The following is a 23258-nucleotide window of genomic DNA, read 5'->3' as shown; positions in this document are numbered from 1 at the left end:
CGAAGCGGATGTTCTCGCTACGATGCGAGCGGAATTGGAGGTGCTCCGCTGGCGCAACGCCGAGCTCGAGCGGGAGCTCGCCGAGAAGCAGCGCGTGGAGACCGCCCTGCGGGAGAGCGAGGCGCGCTACAGGGGCATCGTCGAGGACCAGACCGAGCTCATTTGCCGCTTTCGGATGGATGGCACGCTGACCTTCGTCAACGACATCTACTGCCGGTACTTCGAGAAGACGCGGGAGGAGCTGGTCGGCCACCGCTTCATGCCGATGGTCCCCGACGAGGACGGGCCGCACCTCGCCCGGCAGTTCGCGAAGCTCGGCCCCGAGAACCCGATCGTCCACACAGAGCACCGCGTCATCCTCCCGAACGGCGCGGTGCGCTGGATGCACTGGACCAACCGCGCACCGCTCGGCGAAGGGGGGCCGCTCGCCGAGTTCCAGGCGATCGGCGTCGACGTCACCGAGCGCCGGCACGCCGAGGACGAGGTGAGGCGCCTCAACGCCGAGCTCGAGCTGCGCGTGGCGGACAAGACGAAGCGGCTCGAGCAGATGGTCCGCGAGCTGTCGACCCCGCTCATGCCGGTGGCCGATCAGGTCATCGCGGTGCCGCTGATCGGCTTCCTCGACAGCGACCGCGCCGCGGCGACGCTCGAGACAGTGCTCAACGGGGTCGTCACGCACAGCGCCAGGACGGTGGTCCTCGACATCACCGGCGTGGGGGTCATCGACTCGCAGGTAGCCGACTCGCTCATCCGGCTGGCCAAGGCGGTGAACCTCCTCGGCTCCCAGGTGGTGCTCACCGGCATCCAGCCGCGGATCGCGCAGACGCTGGTCGCGCAGGGCGTCGGTGTGGGTGGCGTCGTGACGCTCCGGACCCTGAAAGAGGGTATCGCGTTCGCCCTGCGGCGCGGGCTCACCGCCCCTCGACCTTCGGCCCGCCAGGGCAGCTAGCTCCGAGCCCCGGAGATCCCGCCAGGGATCACCGCACCACGGAACCAGAACAACCGCGGAGCGGACGCCGAGGCTCGGCGCGCAACATCGAGGAAACAAAGGAAACAAAGCGAGCGCCGCTCGCGCTGCGCCTGCTCGTTCCGGCTCACCGGACAGCCGGCGTGCGCCGGAGAGGGCGCGCCTGCCCACTATCCAGTCTCACGTGCGATCGTGTAGCCTCATCGACGATGGCGCACACGCAAACGACTGCTCAACCCGACGTGCATTCGGCTGCTCACGGCGCGAAAGCCAGCGAGGGCTTTCAGCAGATAGGAGGGGACATCGACTCGCGTTACATCAACGAAGATATCGCGCCCGTGCGCTTGGACCAGCGCAAATGGGGGATGAAGGACATCGCTGCGCTGTGGGTCTCCATGTGCGCCTGCACCCCGACGTACATGCTCGCCTCGGGCCTGATCGCCGAAGGGATGAGCTGGGGGCAGGCCGTCCTCACGATCCTCCTCGGCAACGTGATCGTGCTCATGCCCATGATCCTCAACGCGCACGCGGGCACGAAGTACGGCATCCCGTTCCCCGTCTACTGCCGGAGCGCCTTCGGCATCCGAGGGGCGAACGTGCCCGCGGTGCTGCGCGCCCTCGTGGCCTGCGGCTGGTTCGGGATCGGGACGTGGCTCGGCGGGTGGGCCATCTACAAGATCGTGGCGGTCTTCGTCCCGTCGATAGAGCAGATGCCGCCGACGCCGCTGGGCATCAACGTCGCGCAGCTCGTCTGCTTCCTGCTCTTCTGGGGCGTCAACATCTGGATCATTCGCATGGGCATCGAGTCGATCCGGATCCTGCTGAACATCAAGGCGCCTCTCCTGATCGGCCTCGGCCTGGCGCTGCTCCTCTGGGCCTATAGCCGCGCCGGCGGGTTCGGCCCGATGCTCGAGAAGCCCTCGTCCTTCGGGGTGGGGCAGCCCAAGGAGGGCCAGTTCTGGGTCTTCTTCTTCCCGGCGCTCACGGCGATGGTCGGCTTCTGGGCCACCCTGGCCCTCAACATCCCGGACTTCACTCGCTACGCGCACTCGCAGCGCGATCAGGTCATCGGGCAGGCGATCGGCCTGCCGCCCACGATGGCGTTCTTCTCGTTCATCGGCGTCGCCGTCACCTCCGCCACGGTCGTCATCTACGGCGAGACGCTCTGGGATCCGGTCGTCGTCATCACCCGCTTCGAGAACCCGGTCGTCTTGATCATCTCGCTCGCGGCCCTCTGCATCGCCAACCTGGCGACCAACATCGCCGCGAACGTCGTGAGCCCGGCCAACGATTTCTCGAACCTCTGGCCGTCGCGGATCTCCTTCCGCACCGGCGGCCTCATCACCGGAATCATCGGGATCCTGATGCAGCCGTGGCGGCTCGTCAGCGACCCGACGGGGTATATCTTCACCTGGCTCGTCGGCTACTCCGCGCTGCTCGGCCCCCTCGGCGCGATCCTGATCGCGGAGTACTACGTCGTCCGCAGGACCAACCTCGATCTCACCCAGCTCTACAAGCGGGAAGGGATCTACTGGTACGCGGGCGGGTGGAACCCCGTCGCGATCGTCGCCCTCGTCCTCGGCGTCTTGCCCAACTTGCCTGGCTTCTTCGGCACCATCAAGGTCGCGACGGTCTCCAAGGCATGGATGGATCTCTACAACTACGCCTGGTTCACGGGCTTCGCCATCTCGTTCGTCGTCTACGTCGCCCTCTCGCTGATTCGCCGCCCGGCCAAGCTCGCCGCGGCCTGACCCTCATCGCCTCGCGCCGAGGCGCGCGACCCCACCGCCCATCCAACTCGGCATCAGCGCCGTCGGCCGCGAACGCCGCATCTCCGCCGCGGCGCGCGCCCCCGAGACGCCCTCTGCCTCGGGAGCGCCGCCGGATCCTCGCCGGCGCGCGCCGCCCCGATGGGTCGCTCTTTTTTTGTATGCGGGCATTCATCTCGTGATCAACGACGAGAGCCGCCGATGGCAACAACGTTGTTGTGGGTCGGGGCCCCACCGTGGGAGACCTGTGGTGTGTTGTGGAGCGCTCCCGCCGCCGGGGCACTCCGCGCTTTAAAAGTGTCTTGCCAAACAACGTGTGTTGATTCCATTCGTCTGTCTCTTGCTCCGTGGGCGCCTTTCGATGGATCATGAAATGTCGCTCTTCTCCCGCCTTCGAGGTGCCCATGAACAAGCTCGTCCTCTGGTCGCTCCCGGCTCTCGCCCTGGCCGCATGCGCTGATAACGGCACGCCTGTCGACGAAACCCCGACCGTCGCGGGCGCCCCGATCACGGTCGCCGCGGCCCGGCCCTACTCCCTCTTCGAGAGCGGCCAGGTCCGCCCTCTCGCCCTCTCGCCCGACGGCTCGATGCTCTTCGCCGTCAACACGCCTGACAACCGGCTCGAGATCTTCAAGGTCCGGAGCGGCACGCTCGAGCACCGCGGCTCCGTCTCCGTGGGACTGGAGCCGGTGGCTGTGGCGGCCCGCAGCGACGACGAGGTCTGGGTCGTCAACCACCTCTCCGACAGTGTGAGCGTGGTCGACGTCTCGAGGCCGAGGAAGCCCCGCGTCGTGCGCACCCTCCTCGTCGGCGACGAGCCTCGCGACATCGTCTTTGCCGGCGCCGGCAAGAGCCGCGCCTTCATCACCACGGCGCACCGCGGCCAGAACAGCCCTGTGGATCCGGCGCTCACCACGCCGGGCGTGGGCCGCGCCGACGTCTGGGTCTTCTCGGCGGCGAGCCCGAGCCCCGCGCCGCTCAACATCATCACCCTCTTCAGCGACACGCCGCGCGCGCTCGCCGCCACGCCCGACGGCTCACGCGTCTATGCGGCGGCCTTCCACTCCGGAAACCGCACCACGGTGATCGAGACCAACGTGGTCAACCTGGGCCTCGGCCTGCCCCCGCCGACCACCAACGCCGCCGGGGTCGCGCAGCCCTCGGCGCCCCTCATCGTCAAATTCGACGGGACGCACTGGGTGGACGAGCTGAATCGATCCTGGGACGACAAGGTGAACCTCTCGTTGCCCGACAAGGACGTCTTCGTCATCGACGCCCTGGCCAACCCGCCCGCGCCCGTCGACGGGCCCGGGGGCGTGTTCCGCGGAGTCGGCACGGTCCTCTACAACATGGCCGTCAACCCGGTGAGCGGGCGCGTCTACGTGGCCAACACGGAGGCGTTCAACGAGAATCGCTTCGAGGGCCCCGGCGTCTTCGCCGGCCACACCGTGCGCGGCCGCTTCAACCACAACAACATCACGGTGATCGATCCCGCGACGGGCGGCGTCGCCCCGCGGCACCTGAACAAACACATCGACTACAACGCGTGCTGCGCGCCGGTCCCGAACGCCGAGAACCGCAAGAGCCTCGCGCTGCCCACGGGCATGGCCGTCTCCAGCAACGGAAAGAAGCTCTACGTCGCCGCGCTCGGCTCGGACAAGATCGGCGTCTTCAACACCGCCGCGCTCGAGGCCGACACCTTCGTGCCGAGGCTCGCGCGCCAGATCCCGGTCTCCGGCGGCGGGCCGACCGGCGTGGTGCTGGACGAGGCGCGAGGGCAGCTCTACGCCCTCACGCGCTTCGACAACTCCATCTCGATCATCGACGTCGGCGCCAGGGCCGAGATCGCGCACGTGCCCATGTACAGCCCCGAGCCCGAGAGCGTGGTCCGCGGCCGCCGCTTCCTCTACGACGCGTCGTTCACGTCGAGCCACGGCGACTCGGCGTGCGCGAGCTGCCATGTCTTCGGCGATCTCGACAGCCTGGCGTGGGACCTCGGCGACCCCGACGCGGTGAACACGCCGATGCCGGGCCCGTTCGTGCTCGATCCGGCGATCTTCGGCGCGCCCCGCGAGTTCGCCGCGCTCAAGGGGCCGATGACGACGCAGAGCCTGCGCGGGATGGCCAACCACGGGCCGATGCACTGGCGCGGAGACCGCACCGGCGGGAACGACGCGCCGAGCGCGCAGCCGGACAGCGGCACCTTCGACGAGGAGGCCGCGTTCAAGAAGTTCAGCGTCGCCTTCGTCGGCCTGCTCGGGCGGAACGCGCCCATCCCCGCGGGGGACATGCAGGCGTTCACCGACTTCACCATGCAGATGATGTATCCGCCCAACCCCATCCGTCAGCTGGACAACTCGCTCACGGCCGATCAGGCGGCGGGCAAGGCCTTCTTCACCCTGCCGCCCAGCGAGGGCGGCGCGTGCGCCTCGTGCCACGTGCTCGATCCCACGGCCAACGCCGAGCACGGGGTCGCGTTTCCCGGCTTCTTCGGGACCGACGGGCGCTACACGTTCGATTTCATCTTCCAGAGCTTCAAGGTCGCCCAGCTCCGCAACGTCTATCAGAAGGTGGGTATGTTCGGCATGGTGCAGAACCCCCGCTTCAACAACCGGAACTTCGAGTTCCAGGGCGATCAGATCCGCGGGTTCGGCTTTGGCCACGACGGGACGATGGATACGATCTTCCGCTTCCACGATCAGAACGGCTTCAACGAGGCGCCGGGGATCGCCGGCTTCCCGCCGGGCGCGGCGGGCGACGTGCTGCGCGGGCAGGTGACCGACTTCCTGCACGCCTTCGACAGCAACCTGGCGCCCATCGTGGGCCAGCAAGCGACGCTCGCCGGCACAGGGGACACGGCCGCCGAGCTGCGGGTGGATCTCCTGATCGCCCGCGCCGACGCGGGGGAGTGCGATCTGGTGGCGAAGGTCCGCAGGCACGGGAACGAGGAGGGCTTCCTCTATCAACAGGGCGCTGGCACATTCCTGCGGGACAGGGCGGCGAGCGCGGCGATCAGCGAGGCGGCGCTGCGCGCGATCGCGGCGTCGGGCAAGGCGCTGACCTTCACCTGCGCGCCGCCGGGCTCGGGGGTGCGGATGGCGCTCGACCGCGACGGCGATGGGGCGCTCGACGGCGACGAGGCGGACGCGTTGACCGACCCGGCCGATCCGGCGAGCGTGCCCTGAGCCTGGGGCCGCGGCGCGCCGCCTCGCGCGCGGTCATCTTCCCCCCGATGACCGCGCCGCTCACCGCGGCTCGCCGCTCTCCGCGGGTCGAGGAGGGCAGGGGGCCCGCCCCGCGCCAGCCGGCGCTTGCCGCTCCGACGCTGGAGAGCCGGCCAGATCAGGTGATGGTGAGTCGGACGCTCCCTGCCTCATCCTCTGCTCGCTGGAGCTGATGGGCGAGCATGCGCCTCCAGGGGATCTCCCCGAGGAGGATGTCGTCGATCGCCCAGGTGAGGTGCTCCATGGCGGCTCCCAGGGCCTTCATCCCGTTCGTGAAGATGAGCTCCGTGTCGGGCGTGGTGAACGGCCGCGGCTCCAGGGCCCCCGCGGCGGCGATCGCGGGCGTCATCAGGACCGGGCCCGCGGCGATCACGTCGGGCAGGTGCTCGACGCGGGTGCCGGCCCGCCGGGCGGCGGCCACGCGCCGCTTCACCGCCTCCGCCGGGTTTCCCTCCAGGGCCTTGTCGACGCGGAGGTTCAGCGCCCAGATGGCCGCGTACCAGGGGTTGCGGATCGCCGGAAAGCCCCTGTCCCGCTGGATGGCCCCGTCCTCGAGCGAGATCCTCGGCGCGATCATCTTCAGCGGCACGGGGGCGCGCGTCAGCCGCTTCACCGCCGCTACCTGGCGACACGCCTTCACGACGGACTGCCCCTGGCTCTTCGCGGGCACCTTCGCCTGCGCATACAGCGTGTGCTTGACCTCGATGTAAGCCAGGACGGCCTCGGCTGGCACGCGCTCCCGGATCGCGAGGTCGCCGCCCAGCCCGCGCAGCGTCGGGAAGCGCGCGGCGTCGTAGATGATGATGTCCTCGCCCTGCTTGTCCCCCGTGACATCCACCACCCAGCCGCGACAGACGCCGGCGCGCTCGGGGAGGAACTTCCGGAGCGCATGGCACATCGCGATCTCCAGCTCGGGACCGAGCTCGAGGGTCGCGAGGGCGCGGAGCTTCCGGAACTCGTCTTCCAGGTGCTCGACGATCTCCTCGGACCAGCCGTCGTAGAACCCGCCGCGCGGCGGGGCCTCCGCGAGGCCGCCCGGCGCGGCCCCGCCGCCGCGCTTCGACGCGGCGATCCCTGGCCGCGTGGTCGTCTTCGCGCGCTTGCCTGCCATCTTCACGTCACCCCCGCCGAGGCTTCCTCGCAAGCCACGCCCGGTCTCCCCACGGGCACGCGAAATCGAGCGGCTTCGTCAGGATCCAGAGCACCGGCAGCGGCGGCGGCGCCGGGGGCGTGGGCCCCGCGCCGTCCGTGAAATAGATCACGCCGGAGACCTTCCGCGCCGCCAGGAACTCCGGGGCGAACACCGGCCGCAGATCGGTCCCGCCGCGGCCGCCGACCTCGTCGAGCCGCCCGTCGAACGCGTACACGCGCCCGATCTCCACGTCGCACTCGACCACGGTGATGCGCGCCGACTCGCTCATCACCTGCAGCTGCCGGGCGATCTCCGAGAGCTCCTCGCGCCGCATGCTCATCGACGTGTCGATCGCGACGAGCACCGACGGCTTCGTGATCGCGCGGGGCGCGTACGTCCTGCCCGGGACCTCGCCGACGCGGCCCGGGAAGCGCCGGTTCGGCCGCGCGTACGTGTGCACCGGCGCGCGCTCCCTCGCCACGAACATCCTGAGCGCTGTCTTCCAGTCGAGCGGGTGCGCGGGCGGGCCCAGCGCGTCGGTCAGCTCCTCGATGAGCCGCCCCGGCGTCTTGCCCGCGAGCAGCAGGCCGGGCACGTCCGCCGGATCGCCGTCGTTCGCGAGCGCGTCGGCCTCCTCGGCGGCGCGCAGCAGGAGCTGCCGCGTCTGCTCCACCGCGCCCGGCTCCCGCGAGGGGCGCCGGAGCACGCGGTGATCGTCGACGGCCTCGCCGCCGCGCTGCGGGAGCTTGCCCTCCCGCGCCGCGCTCACGAGCAGCTCGTAGCGCTCGAGCGTGCTCTGGCCGCCGCGCAGGCCGATCGGGGCGTAGGGCTGCCAGCGGATCGGATCGGGCAGCGGCTCCTCGATGTACTCGTTGGCCGACATCTCCAGGGCGAGGTCCATGAGCTCCGGCTCGTCGGCGCCCGCGAACTTGGGGTGGCACAGGTGCCCGAGCGCGACGTGGTGCACCTCGTGGAGGAGCACGCCCCGCAGGAACACGGGCTCGTCCATGAACGACTCCACGTTGACGTGGAGGAAGAAGCGGCCATCGAACAGCGAGACGGCCATGCGCTTGACCGAGGGGTCCGCGACCGGCGCGAGCCGCGCGAGGATCGCCGCGTAGCAGGGGTACCGCTCCAGGAAGCCGGGATCGCGCACGAAGGCGTCGAGCCACGCGGCGATCGCGTCCTCGGGCACCTCGCCGCGCCCCGCGGTCTCCTTCATTGCGGCCGGACCGGCGTGACGCCGTGCTTCTTCAGCGCCCCCGCGAGCCGGAGCGCCCAGCGCTCCGGCAGCTGCGCGAGCAGCTGGCCCAGGCACACGCGCGCGACGTTGCTCCGCCGCACGTCGACGAGCTTCGCCTGCTGGGCGAGGTGCGCCGACAGCGCTGTCACGACGAGCCCCACGCGGTGCTGCCGCAGCGGATCGGCGCGCCACGCCAGCACCTTCTGCTCGGCGGCGCTGCCCGCGTAGTTCTGGAGCAGCTCCTCGGGGCGGACGTCGATGAGCTGCGTGGCCGTCGCGTTGCCGCCGAGCGCGTCCTGGAGCCGCTCGCGGTGGTCGCCCGGCAGGTCGGCGAGCAGCGCCTCGAACGCCCCCAGCGACAGCTTGCGCTGCGCCGCGAGCACGCCGACCTCCGGCCCCTCGAGCAGCGGCGCGAGCCGCGTCGTCACCTCGTCGAACCGGTCGGTCTCCCCGCGCTCGCGCGCCCCGCGCAGCACCTTGCCCGCCGGCGAGCTCGGCCCGTAATCGGCGAGCAGCGCGCGCAGATCGAACGGCAGCCGCGTCGACCAGGTGTCCTTCGACGCGAGCAGGAGCTCGACCCAGCTCGGGGGCAGGTACCCGCCCAGGGCGTCGCGCAGGAGCACGCCGTCCGCGAGCTCCTCGGGGCGGAGCGCGCTCAGCATGTGCGACGCATAGGTCCAGGTGCGCGGGGGCACGTCGTCCAGGACGCGCTCGTGCCCCTGCGCGAGGGCGATCACGCCCGGGTGGAGCCCGTTCACCTGCGCCCAGGCGAGCCAGGACGCGCGGTCCGCGCGGACGTTCAGGTGAAGGAACCGCGCGCGGAGCGCGCGATCGAGGGGGGTCACCTGGTAATCGGCCGACTCGGGGTTGACGGCGGCGAAGCACACCCAGCCCGCGGGCAGCTCGTACTCGTGCAGCCGCCGGGCGCTGAGCAGCTGGAGCGCCGGCTGCTGGATGTACCGCTCCGCCCGGTTGAGCTCTTCCAGCATCAGGATGCCGGCGCCGTCCTGGGGCAGCACCGACGGCGCCGCGTAGGTGGTCCGGCCGTCCCGGATGACCGGCAGGCCCACGAGGTCGGGCGGCTCGAGCAGGCTCAGATCGAGCACGACGGTGGCGATGCCGAGCCGCTCGGCGAGCTGCCGGACGAGCTCGCTCTTGCCGATCCCCGTGGGCCCCTCGAGCAGCACCGCGCGGCGCGCGCGGTAGGCGAGCTCGAGCACGGCCTCGAGGCGCGGCCCGAGCGGGATGGGCGCGGAGCGTCCCTCGAGGAGGTTCGGTGAAGTCGCCGGGGTCGGCCTGCCCGGCGCGTTGCCATCGGATCTGGGCTTCGTCACGGAGGAGAGGGGGTGCCGCGCGAGGGCGCGAAGAAAGGACCGCCGGGGCCCAGGAGGCTCGGCCCTTCCGTACCCGACGGGCTTCCGGCGCGCTTCGTCTTTCTTGCCGGGTCGCCCCGAGCTCTAGCAGCCGCTGCGCGACCTGTCATTCACCACCGCCCACGCGACGGGGCGGGCCGCGGCGCGCTCAGGCGCCAAGGAGCAGCCCGAGGGCGGCTGCGAGCGCGGCGTCGCTCCACGAGGACAGCCCGCGGGGCAGGAGCACGGTCGCGTGATGAGGCTGGCCTTCGCAGCGCCGCGATCCCTCGTAGGTGCGCCCCGTCCGCGTGAGCTCGTAGCTGCAGCGCCCGATCGTGCCCGCGAGCTGCCGCTCGTCCAGCCGGTAGTCGGAGAGGGCGCCAGCCAGGAGGCCCTGCGCGCGGAGCCCTGCCTCCGCCCGGGTCACCGAGAGATCGAGCGGCATGGCGCCGACGATGCCGGCCGCGCGCTGGCCCGTCGCGGTGACGTTCACGGTCCGGTTGAACGCCACGCCCCGGACTGTCTGCCCGTCGCGCCCTCTGTCGGCGGCGTACACGCCGAGGTTCACGTCCGGGCCGACGACGCGCCCCGGTTCGAAGTCGGCGCTGACGAGCTCGCCCCGGGCGGTCAGCAGGATGAACTCGTTCGGCCCCGCGGCGCGGAAGATGTCCTCGCGCGCCGGGGATTCGGCGCCCGGCGCCGTCCCGCACGCTGCGGTGAGCGACAGCGTGAGCGCGAGTAGCCAGTGAGCGCGCCCGGGGAGAAGGTTCATCCGCATCGCAACACCTCGCCGCCCGATCGGGTGTGCCCGATCGGCCATGCGCAACGTGATGCCGGTGATGCCGGACCGGTAGACGCCTGTACCGCCGGGAGCGCGCTTCACGGATCCGTTCCTGATGTCATCGGGGACGCCCCTGGCGAGTCCGTCCCGAGGGCTCTTCCCACTCCGCCCCCCTCAGCTACATGCCAAGCCGAGCGGCGGTCTCCCGCACAGGAGACGGGCCCAGATCGGCGTTTTCGGCGCGCAAGCGCACTCCGGTGCGCTGAGCACCGAAAACGTCGAGGTGGGCCCGTATCCGAAGCGGGCGACCGTCGCTCGCTCTAGCGGGGGAGAACGAGGGGGGCGCAGGTCGACACGCCTGCGCCGACGATGCGGAAGCCGATGTCCGTCATGTAGTCCGTGTCGATCGAGCCGTCCGACGGGCGATAGCGGCTCACGTTGGTGGTGCGCGACGGGGACCCGAGCTCGCTCGGGGCGGTGTAGAAATAGAAGTCGCCACCCCAGAACGAGAACGCCCAGGCGCTGGGGGTCTCGATGCCCGGCAGGTCCGTGGTCTCGATGATCTCGCCGCTCTCCTTGTCGATCTCGGCGAGCTGAACCGGGGTGGTCGTGAAGAAGCCGAAGAGGCGTCCATCCCCGGTGCCGGTGAGCTCCGCCGAGATGTCGCGCATCGAGCCGCTGAACTCGCCGACCGGCGTCACGGACGCGCCGTCGATCCTCCCCAGCCCGATGCCCGGCGTGCCCGTGGCGCCCGCCACGAACAGCTCCTCGGTGTCCGGGCGCGAGAGGTCGCTCGAGAAGCCCATGCCGAGCCGGGACCACCCGTCGGAGAGCGTGGCCCCGGAGGGCTCGCAGCTCGCGTCCTCGGTGCTGACCTTGAACAACGTCCCCTCGCTGTCGTCGGGCTCCACGTAGTTGACCCACGCCACCGCGTTGCGATCGATCGCCATCGAGTTCGGATCCATGCCGGTCCGGCACCCCAGGACACCAATCTTCGTGAACTCCTTACGATCGGGCCTGAAGCTGTAGAGCTCGTTGTCCTGTGAGAGCACGTACACGAGGGATGCTCGCTCGATGCACCCGTTGTCAGGGGCCCCACTCCCGTTCCCCCCATTCCCGACGTCTCCGCTGTTCCCGCCGATATCGGTGCCGGAGCCAAACGGGTCGTCCTGGCCGCCCGCGCCGCTCCCTTCGCCGCTCTCTTCGCCGCTCTCTCCGGCGCCCGAGGACGGGTCGGTCTCCGTCGCGGACGTGCCGCGGTTGGACGCGCTGCAACCGGCCGCGGCGAGCGCGATCCAGAAGCACCATCGTGCGATTCGCATATCCGCTCTCCCTTTCGCGTGATTCGCTCTTATAGCCGCGAAGCGCGCTCACGGGTACACGAAGTCGCACCCTCGCTCAATGGGGCGTCCAGGTCGAACAGCCCTTGGCGGGCGGGGTCATCAGTAGATAGGGATGACCTCGTCTGACTGGCAGCAATAGTAGGCCAGGCTCTCCGGTGTCACCTGGCCCATGGCGACTCCTCCGGTCGGGGCGCACCTGCCTGGGTCGTCCCTGATCCATCGCGCCTCCATGCTCTCGAGCCGCAGATCCGGCCCCGCGACGCACTTCGGCCCGGCCATCGTCACCGTCTCTGCGCCGAGGAGCTCGCGACAGCTGCTGTCCTCGTAGACCGAGACGAGCGCGGTGCACATGGCGTCCTCGAGCTCCTCGCACACGCAAGGCGTGCAGCTGCGCGTGTCGTCGAAGCCCTCGGCGACCGCCAGCAGATCGGGATACGGCTCAGGGCACTCCGGCGTGTGCTGGAGGAGATAGCGGATGCACATCGTGAATCCCCCGGACCGCTGCCTGGGGGCCGCGACACACATCATCGAGGGATTTCTGCACTTGTTCTCGTCGGCCGCGCCGGTGCACGCGCGCACCCGGGTGCTCGCGGGGGCGGCCAGCTCGGGCGGCGCTCCTCCGGGATCGTGCGTCGGGGCGCAGACGCTCACGGTCGGCGCCGGGATGAGGAGCGAGCCGAGCTCGCCCGAGGTCGCCGCGGCCGGCGCCGTACACGCGCCGCTCCACCCCTCGGGGGCGGCGAACGACGTGGACGCCGTCCCGTCGCACGTGGCCGAGGCGCTCCCCAGAAGGCCTGAAGGCAGCTCGCAGGAGGGCTTCGTGCAAACGCACGTCGGACACCTGTGCTCGCCGCCGAATCCGCTGTAGCCGTCGAACAACAGATCCGGCGCCTCCACCGGGCACTCCGGTGGGGACGTCCCGCCGGTCGCGTCGCCCCTCCAGAGCAGGATGGGAGCGTCGAACCCGAGGGACGGCGGCGGCACGCACGCGCCGTCGCACACGGGGCACGGATCATTGCACTCGTGAGCATCCAGGCTGAAGCACGGCTCGTTGCACGAATAGATCTGGACAGCGCCGCCTTCCCAGCAGCCCGCGAAGCTGCCGGCGCCGGCGAGCGCGAGCGCGATGCCGAACGGGTCCTTCCTTCTCCTCATCGTGATGGTCCTTCTCTCGCGTGTCGCGTTTCGGCTCTTCGGCAGGGGCACCGCGACGATCGCTCGGCGCTGCCCCAAGCCTCTCTCTTCCCGCTCCTTCACGCCGGCGAGGCGACCCGACCGGGGGCGCGCGGCGCCCTTGTCACTTCGGAGCCAAGGAGAGCTCGCACTTCTATTTCATACTTGGGCAGGCGAGGACAAGGAAGCCGAATCTGCCATGAAGGCGCGATGAATCGAGTGTATATCGAGTGTATTTCGATAGGCCCCGAGAAGATCTCAGCATTTGTTGGTCGTGCGCTTTTCGTGAGAATCTCACCGCGGAGGGTGGAAGGCACGGTGGCGCTGCCGCGCTGCCGGCGGGAATCGGGCTGCGCCGGGCGTGGCGGGCGGCGCGCGCAGGCAGGTGCGGGGCAGCGCGCGCGGCGGCGGGCGAGAGCAACCTGAGCAGCCGAGGGCCTCGCGCGGCTCCGGAGCGTCCGTGGCGGAGCGACACAGCGACGTTCCCTGCGCCGTGCGTTCAGTGAGGAGCAGACGCTTGTCCAGAGTTATACCATACCGTATGGTATGGTTCGAAGGTGAGGCCACGATGGATCCACGTCTCTCGAGCGCGGCGGTCGTCGCCCCGCTCATCGTGCTGGTCGCCGGCGTGTCCCGGCTCGGAGCGCCGCGCGGCGTGTCGCCATGGACGCTGCTTGGCCTGCTCGCGATCCTGTGCGCGGCCGGGGCGCCGGGCGTGGGGGTCCCACGGCGGGACGTGCTTGCCCTGGCATCGAGCGGCGCCCTCGGGGTGCTCGCGGCGATTCACGTCTACTGGGGCCTGGGAGGCGCGTGGCCCGGGGATGCCCGGCACGAGAAGGTGGAGATGGTGGTCGGCTTGCCCAAGGGGAGTCCTTTCCCTTCCCTCGGCGCATGTCTCGTCGTGGCGTGTCTCCTCGCGTCGTCTGCCGCGCTGGTGCTGGCCCAGCGGTACGGCGGCGGCGGTTCGCCGACGCTGCTCCGGCTCGGCGCGTGGGCCGTCGCGCTGGTGCTCGGGGCGCGGGGCGTCGGCGGTTACCTCGAGGCTCGCCTTCGGCCCGACACACGCGCGCTGCCGTATCACCGGCTGAACCGCCTCGTGTACTCGCCGCTCTCGCTCACCCTCGCGGCCGCTGTCGCGGGCGCCACGCTTGACTGACCCGCATGGCGCGCACCTCGAGGAACGACTGGCTCGACCAGGGGCTCGACGCGCTCCGCGACGGCGGCGAGGGCGCGCTGACGATCGACGGGCTCTGCGCGAGGCTCGGGCGAACGAAGGGCTCGTTCTATCATCACTTCGAGGACATCGCGGCGTTCCTCGCGGCGCTCCTCGCTCGCTGGGAGGAGCGGCAGACGTCGGCGCCGATCCACCACGCCGAGGCGGGCGGGAGCCCCGAGCAGAAGCGGCAGCGGCTCTCCGCGGTCGTGCGCTCGCTCGACGGCCGCCTCGAGCTCGCCGTGCGGGCGTGGGCGCTCCGAGACGAGCGCGCCGCGGCCGTGCTCCGGCGGGTCGACGCGCGCCGCGTCGAGTACCTCGCGTCCCTGTACGCCTCCGAGGGGCGCGCGCGCGGCGCCGCCTTGCTGCTCGCGCGGCTGGAGTACGCGGCCTTCGTCGGCGCGCAGATGCTCTTCTCCGACCTCTCGGTCGAGGGCGCGCGCTCGCTCGGGCTCGCGCTCGATCGCGCGCTCGAGCTTTTGGCCAAGGACGAGCGTGTCGCGCGTCCGCCGGGCGCGACACGGAGGCGGCGAGCGACCTGAGGCCTGGCGGCGCGGGCGCGCCTATTGCTGCGACCGCTCGAACGCGTCCACTGCGTCGAGCTGAGGCCGGAGCAGGGCGCGCTCCTCGTCGGAGAGCGGCGCCTCGCCGATCTCGTCGCGCAGGGCGCGGGCGCGCGCCTGTTCGCCCAGGGCGACAGCGAGCTCTAGCCGGGCGGCGAGGGCGCGGGCGCGCTCGAGCGGGTCGTCCGGCCCTTTCCGGGCGAGCGCCACGTCGAGGACCTTGGCGGCCGCGGCGTCGTCGTTCCTGAAGTCGCGCAGCCGCGCCGCCGCGCGCAGGGCCTTGCCCAGCCTCGAGTCCGAGCGCGACCCGGCGGCCCCCTCGTCGTAGTCGTCCGGCGCGTCCCGCCGGATGAAGATCACCGAGTTGCCCGCGACGTCGACCACCGTGAAGCGGCTCTGCCCCTTCTTCATGCGCGAGATCCTGGGCAGGCCGGAGATCGGCAGCTTGCCGTACGCCCGCCGCAGCCCCTCCGCGAACGTCTCGTGGAGCCGCTCGACCTCGGGGACGATCACCAGGCACGTGCTGTACGCCTGCCTGGGATCCAGCCCCTTGAGGCCCACGAAGTGCAGGTGGACCTCGTCGCGGCGCGTCGCCGCATACACGTTCGGCGCTGTCTGCTGGTGGGTGACCTCGAAGCCCAGGGCGCCGTAGAACGCCAGGGTTTCGGGCAGCGACACGCACGGGAGTACGGGAATCGTCATCGCTCCGCTCATGGGATCACGCCTTTCGAGCGGGTCGCGCAGGCGACGCCGCGTCCTCTTCGAGCACACGTCGGGCCTGTCGCAGCGCATCCAGGGTCGCGTGCAGGCTCGACAGATCGAGCCGCTTGCCGATCCGATCTGCCCACGCGGCGTGGCGCGCCTCTACCTGCCGCAGGGCCTCGCGCCCTGCCGCCGTCATCGCGATGAGCTTGGCCGTGCGGTGGTGAGGGTTCTCGACATACTCGACGAACCCCTCGCGCTCGAGGGCGTCGGCTATCTGCTGCACGCCCTGGCGGGTCAGCCCCATCGTCCGAGCGACGTTCGAGACCGGCGCCGGGCCGTGGTCCACGACGCCGAGCACCTGCCAGCGCGCGCTCGTGAGCCCCGCCGGCCTGGCCAGGGCGTCCCCGGCCTCGAGCGCCAGACCATTCAAGCGGAACACCTCGATCACCAGCTCGCTGAGCGCGGTCGCCTCCGCGGTGAGCCTCGTCATTGGAAGTAACCTGTCATATTGACAGTTACTTGTCAAATTAAGCGTTGTGCCAACGTCCTCGGCCTGGTTTGCATCTCAAGGAGCTCGGCGCGGTACGGAGGCCCGGCGGGATGTTCAAGGCGCGGATCCCATGCCAGGTTTGAAGTCGGAGATCTCAGAATTGAAAGGTGTCGGGGGTGTCCTTAAGGGTAACCCCAGGAACAGAGAAGGGGATAGCCTTGGCCCGTGTCCTGCTAAGTACGGATGTCAGAGCGCCCGTGACGGCTTCCCCCCCCGCCGTCGAATGGGCGCTCTGTTTTTTGTCTCGCCGGATCGGGCGAGGGGACGCGAGGGGACGCGCTGCCCATCGATGTGGCTGACGGGCTCCCTGCGAGCGCGGGGATGCGCGTCCGGGGCGCGTGGGTGGCCGAGCGTGGATTGGACTCCCTGGCTTCCGCCGAGCCGATGGATTTGCTAATTCCGGGGCGCCACGGGGGAGGTTCTCCCGGCTGCCCGGCGGCGCATTGACGACATCCGCGTGAGATCCCCAGGCGCACTCTTCTCCCTCGCGCTCGCGGCCGCCGCCACCTTGCATGCGGGCGAGGCGCGCCCTCAGCCTGCAGGCCGCCCGGCCGGTGAGCCGGCAGGAACCGAGGCGGCGCAGGCGCCCGGCGCGGCCCCGGCCGAGCCGCCGGCTCCCGTGGTCACCGACGGACAGGCCGTCGCGCCCGCCGGGATCGAGGTCACCGTCGAGGGCAACCGGGCTCCGCCAGGCTCCGTCTCGCTCACGCGGCGCGACGTCCGCGAGCTGCCCGGCGCGCTCGGCGACCCCTACCGCGCCATCGAGATCCAGCCCGGCGTGACCTCCATCGCGAGCGGCATGCCGTACTACTACATCCGCGGCGCGCCGCCGGGGAACATCGGCTACTTCTTCAACGGCATCCAGGTCCCGCTCCTCTTTCACGTGGGCGCCGGCCCCAGCGTCATCCCGGCCGCGATGGTCCAGCGCGTCGAGATGCACCTCGGCCCCTATCCCTCGGACATCGGGCGGCTCGCGGGCGCGGCGATCGAGGCCGAGAGCGCGCCGCCGTCCGACGTCTGGCGCGGGGAGGGGAGCCTCCGGTTCGTCGACCTCGGCGGCGTCGTGGAGGGGCCGATGGACAGCGACACCCACGTCCTCGTGGGAGGGCGCTACGCCGCCGGCGCGGCGCTCACCTCGGCGCTCGTCCCGAGCGTCGACGTGGGCTACGCCGACTACCAGGGCCGGATGACGCACCGGCTCGGGCCGGAGGAGCGCTTCGCCGTCTTCGCCTTCGGCGCGTACGACTACCTCGCCAGCATCGGCGAGGAGGACGGCGCCGAGGCGACCGACGTCCTCCTCGACAGCGACTTCCACCGCCTGGACCTGCGCTACGACCGCGACGACGCCGCCTCGGGCGCGCGCGTCAGGTCGGCGCTCACCCTCGGGCTCGACCGGTCGCGCGGGGTCGGCGTGGAGAGCGCCGAGGCCTGGAAGCTCAACGCGAGGGTGAGCCTCGCCCGGCCCATCCTCGCGGGGCGCGCGCTCGTGCGGGTGGGCGTCGACGCCGCGGTCGACCGCTACGTGGTGACGCCGCGCCCCAGCGCGTCGGGCGGCGAGCCCGGAGGCGGCGCGTCCGCCGGGGAGGACACGCCCGCCGAGGGGACGGCCCAGCTCGACGAGAGCTTCCCCGAGCTCTTCCGCAGCCGGCTCGACCTCGCGCTGGGCGCGTGGGCCGACGCGCTGCTGGTGCTCGACGAGCGGTCGACGCTCACGCCCGGCGTGCGCGTGGACCACTACACCTCGCTCGGCAAGAGCGCGCTCGCCGTCGACCCGAGGATCGTCGGCCGCTTCGGCGTCGGCGACCACGTGCGGCTCATCCCGGCGTTCGGCCTCGCCTCGCAGCTGCCCGGCCTCGCCCCGCTGCCGGCGCTGCAGATCGGCGGCATCCCGGGGGGGCTGCAGCGCAGCCTGCAGTCGAGCTTCGGCGTCGAGGTCGACGCGGGCCCGGTCAACTTAAGCGCCACGGTGTTTCGACAGGCGACCTTCGGCCTGAGCGATCCGATCGGGACGGGCCGCGGCACGACCCTCAGCACGGAGCGCTTCCTCACGCGGAGCCTCGGCGACACGTACGGTCTCGAGCTCGGGGCGCGCGGGGCGCTCCGCCGCGACATGTTCTTCCTGGCGTCGTACACGCTGTCGCGCTCCACGCGCACGCGGGGCAGGGCGACGATCCCCTCCGCCTACGACCGGACGCACGTGGCGCACCTCGCGCTGCTCTACGACCTCGGCGCGGGCTGGCGCGCCGGGATCCGCCACGTCTTCTACACCGGCTTTCCCGCCGACGAGGCCGCCCCGGGCCGCTCCCCGCGCGAGCACCCGGACCGCATCGCGCCGTTCTACCGGCTCGACATGCGCCTGTCGAAGCGCTGGGCGCTGGGCGCGCGGAGGTACCTCGGGCTCGTGCTCGACGTGCAGAACGCGACGCTGGCGAAGGAGGTGTTCGACGTGAGCTGCGATGACAGCGGGTGCACGCCGCGGAAGATCGGGCCTATCACGATGCCGGGGCTCGCGATCGAGGGCGGCTTCTGAGGGACAAGCGGTCAGCGACGCCGCGGCAGACCGGCTGATCCGGCGGCTACGGGAGCTGCCGGTGAAGCACCTCGAAGAGCTGCTTCAGCATGAGGTACGTCAGCCCCCAGACGACCCGCTCGTCCACGAGCAGGCACGGGAGCTGGAGGACGTTTCCCTCGTGCGTGTACGCATAACGTGAGGTGCGCTCGCCGCGCGCGAGCGGCCCGAGCGGCGTCCAGAGCGCCTCGGCCACCTCGTCGCTCAGGGTGAGCTCCGGCGTGGAGCGCAGCGCGAAGACGAACGGGGCGACGATCATCCCGGTGCGCCGCCCGCGCGCGACCACCGGGACCTCGGGCAGGCGCGCGAGCAGGGTCCCGTGCGCCGCGAGGTCGATCCCCACCTCCTCCCGCGTCTCGCGGATCGCGGTGGCGAGCAGGCTCTCGTCCGCCGGCTCGCGCCGCCCGCCCGGGAGCGCCATGTGCCCCGACCAGGGATCGGCCGGGTGTTCGGCCCGGCGGATCAGGAGGAGCTCGGCCTCCCCGGGCTCCCGGCCCTCCGCAAGAGGATCGAGCGCCGTGCCCAGAGGCCCCGCCGGCGCCCGCAAAATTGCGGCGACCGCGGCCTGGCGCTCCTGCGTGAGCAGGTCGAGCGCGGCCTCGCGCGCGTCGAGGCGGGCCATGATGGCGGCGAGGTCGTAGGAGGAGAGCACCGTGGTCAGGATAGCATAATATCTATCGCTATTTAGCGCGCGGCGGCGGCGCTCGGGGATCGCGCTCGCGGCGGGCCCGGACTCAACACTCAAGCCGCGCAGGCCGCTCGCCGGGCCTCGGCCATGGCGTGACGCGCCGCGGCCCTCCGTGCGAGCACCGTCAGGGAGCCGCCGTGGCGATGGTGTCCCACGCGTCGCAGAGCTCTCCCTTCAGGCCGGCCTGCGGAGCGATGTCGCGATCGAGGGTGAGGCTCTCGTCCCCCTCCGCCTCATACCTCGGCCACGCGACGGCGCCCTCGCCGTTGGGGTCCCCGCTCGCCGCGTGGCGCGACCAGTACCCCATGATTTGCTGCGACATCGCGAGCTCACCCTCGGTCAGCGGTTCCGGCAACACCAGCGTCGGGTTGCCGAACACGAACTTGATCTCGGCAGAATGGAAGGAGCCGAGATCGCCGAGCAGCGAGCTCTCGGGCGCATAGGTGAAATGATAGAGATACGTCGCTGCGCCGCCGCCCGCGATCGCGCGCGCCGCCCGCCGCGTCGGGCACACGAACATCGCATCACCCAGCGCCGCGATCGCCGCCGCCTGCGCCGAGCCGTAGGTCTCGCTCGGGTAGAGCGCCACCACCTCCTCGCCGTGGCCTGGGGCGAGCGTCTCGGCGAACGCCTCGAACGCGGCGTCGTCGGCGACCGCCGCGGACTCCCCCCAGAGCGTGACGAAGAGCGTGCCCTCATCCGCGTTGCTGCCGAGGATCGTCGGCACCTTCTCGAAGCTCCCGGCCTCGAGGAGCTTGCCCGGCGTGTCGGGGAGGTTCCATCCGTCGACGACCGGGAACCAGGTCGGGCCGGCGCCCTCGAGGAAGGCCGCGCCCCGCGGCAGCGCGCTCATGATGTCCTGGGCCGACTTGCCGCGGAGGCACTCGAGGACGGAAGGCGCGTCGGTGCAGCCCAGCGCCTCGACGAACTCTTGCCCCTGCGCGCTGGCCGTCGCCTCGTCCGTGGCGGAGTCGCACGGTCCGCTCTCGATGATGGCGGTCTGGAACAGGCCTTTGCTCCTGGGCGACACCAGGTGCATGCAGACGCTGATGCCGCCCGCGGACTCGCCGAACAGGGTGACCCTCCCGGGATCCCCGCCGAACGCGGCGATGTTGGCCTTGACCCATTCGAGCGCGGCGCGCTGGTCCTCCAGGCCGTACGCGCCCGTCGAGGGGTGATCGGGATCCTCCGACTTGAGCTCCGGGAGGGCGAGGAACCCGAGCGGGCCAAGGCGGTAGTTGAAGGTGACCACCACCGATCCGGTCGCCTCGGAGAGCGCCTGGCCGTCGTAATCGGCCTCCCCGCCGCTGCCGAGCTCGAAGCCGCCTCCATGAATCCAGACGAGGACGGGTACGGACGAGGACGCCGGGCGCTCGGGCGTCCAGACGTTCAGGGTGAGGCAGTCCTCTCCCGAGCTCTCATTGAAGCCCGGGGTGAGCAGGTTCAGCTGCGAGCAGGGGATGCCCACCTCGACGGCAGCCCGCGGCTCGGTCCACGGCTCGTGCGGCGCGGGCGCTCTCCAGCGCAGCTCCCCGACCGGCGGCGCGGCGTATGGGATGCCCAGGAAGGTGCGCGTCGCGCCGACGAGCGCGCCCTCCACCGGACCCGCCTCCGTCTCGACGAGCGGCGCAGCCGCCTCGCCGCCGGACCCACCGGCGCCGCCCGAGCCACCGGCGCCGCCCGAGCCGCCGGCGCCGCCCGCGCCGCCGGAGCCCTCCAGAGCCGGTTCGCTCGAGCTGCAGGCGGCAGCGAGCAAGCCAAGAAGAATGGTGTGCGACAATGAAGGTCGAATGGGCATGATCGTCTCCGTCAAGAGCAAATCGTGAATGCAGGACCGTGGGAAGAGGAGAGCGCGGCGCCGAGGACGTGGGTGGCGATGAAGGCCGCCAGTCGGCGGAGCGACGTTTTGTGCACGCGGAATTCAACCATGAAGCGCGAGCGGTGGTGCTGGAATTTGACGTCGCTGTCTGAGAAGCTCCCACGGTGACGGCTTCGTGCCGTGGGGCAGGGCAACCTTGACATGGCGAAGGGCACGAACTCCCTCTGTGCCCATGGCAACTCATCGAAACGACGGGATCGCGGGCGGCGCTGGGCGTCGAGGGGCTTCGGCGCATGGGTACCAGGGCCGCGCGGCCCGCATCGGGAGATCAGGCTGCTCCGGGCTGCTGGCCTGCATGGTGATGGCCGGGAGCGCGTGCAGCTCGGATCCGGACCCCGGTGGGGCCGGGGGGACCGGCGGCACGGCCGCGTCCAGCGGGAGCGCGGGCGGCGAGGGCGCAACCACGGCGACCGGCGCGGGGGGAGAGGGGGGTGGAGGCGAGATCACGCCGGTCATGCCCGATATCCACCCCGAGGTGTTCGGCACGTTCGACACGTCGGAGCTGACGGTGTTCGCGTTCAGCCAGGTGGAGGTGAACGAGGCGGATCCCCAGGTGCTGGAGCTCGCCCCGGACATGGTGCCGAGAGCGTGGCAGCGCTGGCGCGACACCGGAATCCAGGCCGACGACTATGACGCCGAGTACCTGGCGAGCTGCCGAGAGCGCGGCATCCGCTTCGTCGCGGGCAGCACCGCATCCATCGTCTTCGAGGACGAGGTCGACAGCGAGGAGCAGTTTCTGGAGCAGACCACGCGCAACGCCGCGGGCGAGCTCGTCGCCCACGACCAGATCGTGCCAGGCGCCCACCGGTCGAGCATGGCGTCCCCGAGCTACCGCGCGCGGCTCGTCGAGATGGGCAAGCTCCAGATCGACCTCGGCGTCGACGGGCTGAACTTCGACGAGATCAACGGAGGCTACGGGGGCGCGGAGTATGACGGCAACGAGGGGTTCGACGACCACCATGTCGCGGACTTCGGCAACTATCTCTGTCGCAAGCACGGCGGCCGTCCGGACGGCTGGCAGCAGGGGTTCGATCTCCTCCCCGAGGACGGGCTCGATTGCGGAGGGGCGCCCGAGACCGCCGGGAGAGGCTTCGATTTCCGCGGTTACCTCCAGCGCGTGAACGCCACGGCGAAGCCCTTCGACAGCGGGAACGAGCTGCTCGTCGAGGAGTGGGGCCGGACCGTGGGAAACCGTCCAGACCCGCAGCTCGGGACCTTCGTCGAGGTCTATCCGGCGCTCGTCTACTGGCAGGAGGTGGTGCTCGAGCTCCGCCGCTACGCGCGCGAGCAGCACGGCCGCGAGATCTTCATCTCGTCGAACGGCATCGTGCCGTTCGTCGACATGCAGAGCGTGGGCCTGTACGACTGGAACATCGACGGCGACGGCCCGCGCGGCATGAACTGGGTGCCTGTCGTGGAGGGACACCTCGACGGGACCGTGTCGTTCCAGACAGCCCTGCGGGGGCTCAAGGCGCGCTCGAAGCGCGTTCAAGAGCTCGTCGGCGGCAAGGAAGTCCCGCTGATGCTGTTCCTGGACTGGCCGAACGACATGATGAACCGCTACTACGGGCTCCCGCTGGAGGAGCGGAAGGACTATTTCCGCGTCTTCGCCGCGGAGGCCTACGCGAACGGCCTGTACTTCGCCCTGCCGCTGCACACGACAACGGACGAGAGCACGGCGACCGCGCTCGAGATGATGGAGTTCTTCGCGCGCTTCCGCGACTTCTACAAGTCCCACGAGGACCTGGTCCACGGAGCGACCGACGTCCCAGGGCCCGTGACCCTCTCCTTCGAGGAGTGCGCGTCCGCCGAGCAGCCCGAGGCGTGCGCGGGCGAGAAGAAGATGAGCCACAACCTCGTGCGCCTCGCGGACGGCCGCACGGTGCTCCACGTGATCAACCACGAGTACAGCGCAGGTGTGGTGGAGCAGGCGGGAGTGACGGCGAGCTTCCCCGTGGACGCGAGCCCGACGCAGGTCACTGTCGCGTCGATCGACTTCGAGGAAGATCGCGTGGTGCCCTTCTCGTACGAGGACGGCGTGGTCACGGCCGTGGTCGGGGCGCTGCCGGCCTCCGTCGCGATCGTCGCGGAGTGAGCCGGGCAGCGC

General features: G+C 71.0%; 17 protein-coding genes. 7 read left to right on the top strand and 10 right to left on the bottom strand.

Translation table 11 applies throughout. From position 1 onward, the window contains the following. The first annotated feature begins 22 nt into the window (after positions 1–22). The 3 genes from WME82_RS25795 to WME82_RS25785 all read left to right on the top strand — a co-directional run bounded on the left by WME82_RS25795 (position 23) and on the right by WME82_RS25785 (position 5921). Positions 23–949 carry a PAS domain S-box protein gene (locus tag WME82_RS25795; protein WP_438037469.1) on the top strand — a complete coding sequence of 309 codons (927 nt, stop codon included), beginning with the start codon at positions 23–25 and terminating at the stop codon, positions 947–949. Between the two features lie 227 nt (positions 950–1176). Then, a complete protein-coding gene (locus WME82_RS25790) occupies positions 1177–2718 on the top strand; it encodes an NCS1 family nucleobase:cation symporter-1 (RefSeq protein ID WP_438037468.1) in 1542 nt (513 codons plus the stop codon). Between the two features lie 422 nt (positions 2719–3140). Beyond that, positions 3141–5921 (top strand): hypothetical protein, encoded by a 2781-nt coding sequence (locus WME82_RS25785; protein ID WP_438037467.1) that lies wholly within the window; start codon positions 3141–3143, stop codon positions 5919–5921. 157 nt (positions 5922–6078) lie between these two features. Here WME82_RS25785 and WME82_RS25780 read toward each other — a convergent pair whose 3' ends face one another. From WME82_RS25780 to WME82_RS25755, 6 genes are all read right to left on the bottom strand, one after another. Further along, entirely contained in the window at positions 6079–7071 is a 993-nt protein-coding gene (locus WME82_RS25780; RefSeq protein WP_437849519.1) for a DUF6602 domain-containing protein, read from the bottom strand. Between the two features lie 7 nt (positions 7072–7078). After that, a complete protein-coding gene (locus WME82_RS25775) occupies positions 7079–8314 on the bottom strand; it encodes a vWA domain-containing protein (protein WP_438037466.1) in 1236 nt (411 codons plus the stop codon). Continuing rightward, positions 8311–9669 carry an AAA family ATPase gene (locus WME82_RS25770; protein ID WP_438037465.1) on the bottom strand — a complete coding sequence of 453 codons (1359 nt, stop codon included), beginning with the start codon at positions 9667–9669 and terminating at the stop codon, positions 8311–8313. Before WME82_RS25770 ends, WME82_RS25775 begins: the two co-directional genes overlap by 4 nt. Before the next feature lie 187 nt (positions 9670–9856). Beyond that, a complete protein-coding gene (locus tag WME82_RS25765; RefSeq protein ID WP_438037464.1) occupies positions 9857–10570 on the bottom strand; it encodes a hypothetical protein in 714 nt (237 codons plus the stop codon). A 218-nt stretch (positions 10571–10788) separates the two neighbouring features. Then, entirely contained in the window at positions 10789–11790 is a 1002-nt protein-coding gene (locus WME82_RS25760) for a hypothetical protein (protein ID WP_438037463.1), read from the bottom strand. A gap of 120 nt (positions 11791–11910) precedes the next feature. Beyond that, entirely contained in the window at positions 11911–12966 is a 1056-nt protein-coding gene (locus WME82_RS25755) for a hypothetical protein (protein WP_438037462.1), read from the bottom strand. Between the two features lie 586 nt (positions 12967–13552). Here WME82_RS25755 and WME82_RS25750 point away from each other — a divergent pair. After that, positions 13553–14140, top strand: coding sequence for a DUF3995 domain-containing protein (locus WME82_RS25750; RefSeq protein ID WP_438037461.1), 588 nt, complete (start codon positions 13553–13555; stop codon positions 14138–14140). Positions 14141–14145: 5 nt separating this feature from the next. Continuing rightward, a complete protein-coding gene (locus WME82_RS25745; RefSeq protein ID WP_437849506.1) occupies positions 14146–14739 on the top strand; it encodes a TetR/AcrR family transcriptional regulator in 594 nt (197 codons plus the stop codon). Between the two features lie 21 nt (positions 14740–14760). Here the strand turns inward: WME82_RS25745 and WME82_RS25740 are convergent, their stop codons facing one another. Next, the gene (locus tag WME82_RS25740; RefSeq protein WP_438037460.1) at positions 14761–15462 is read right to left on the bottom strand and encodes a hypothetical protein; all 702 of its coding nucleotides are present in this window, start codon (positions 15460–15462) and stop codon (positions 14761–14763) included. 16 nt (positions 15463–15478) lie between these two features. Then, complete coding sequence (locus WME82_RS25735) at positions 15479–15955, bottom strand: MarR family winged helix-turn-helix transcriptional regulator (protein WP_437849502.1); 477 nt, start codon at positions 15953–15955, stop codon at positions 15479–15481. Between the two features lie 679 nt (positions 15956–16634). Between WME82_RS25735 and WME82_RS25730 the strand changes: the two genes are divergently transcribed. Further along, positions 16635–18545, top strand: coding sequence for a TonB-dependent receptor plug domain-containing protein (locus WME82_RS25730; protein WP_438037459.1), 1911 nt, complete (start codon positions 16635–16637; stop codon positions 18543–18545). A gap of 46 nt (positions 18546–18591) precedes the next feature. Here WME82_RS25730 and WME82_RS25725 read toward each other — a convergent pair whose 3' ends face one another. After that, on the bottom strand, positions 18592–19236 hold the full coding sequence (locus WME82_RS25725) for an NUDIX hydrolase (RefSeq protein ID WP_438037458.1): 645 nt from the start codon (positions 19234–19236) through the stop codon (positions 18592–18594). 160 nt (positions 19237–19396) lie between these two features. Then, entirely contained in the window at positions 19397–21070 is a 1674-nt protein-coding gene (locus WME82_RS25720) for a carboxylesterase/lipase family protein (RefSeq protein WP_438037457.1), read from the bottom strand. A 253-nt stretch (positions 21071–21323) separates the two neighbouring features. Between WME82_RS25720 and WME82_RS25715 the strand changes: the two genes are divergently transcribed. Then, the gene (locus tag WME82_RS25715) at positions 21324–23246 is read left to right on the top strand and encodes a hypothetical protein (RefSeq protein WP_438037456.1); all 1923 of its coding nucleotides are present in this window, start codon (positions 21324–21326) and stop codon (positions 23244–23246) included. Positions 23247–23258 lie beyond the last annotated feature (12 nt).

It is taken from the genome of Sorangium sp. So ce128 (genome assembly GCF_051525245.1).
GTDB lineage: Bacteria > Myxococcota_A > Polyangia > Polyangiales > Polyangiaceae > Sorangium > Sorangium cellulosum_B.
Note: the sequence above shows the minus strand (reverse complement) of the source record. Positions and strands in the feature narration are given on the sequence as shown.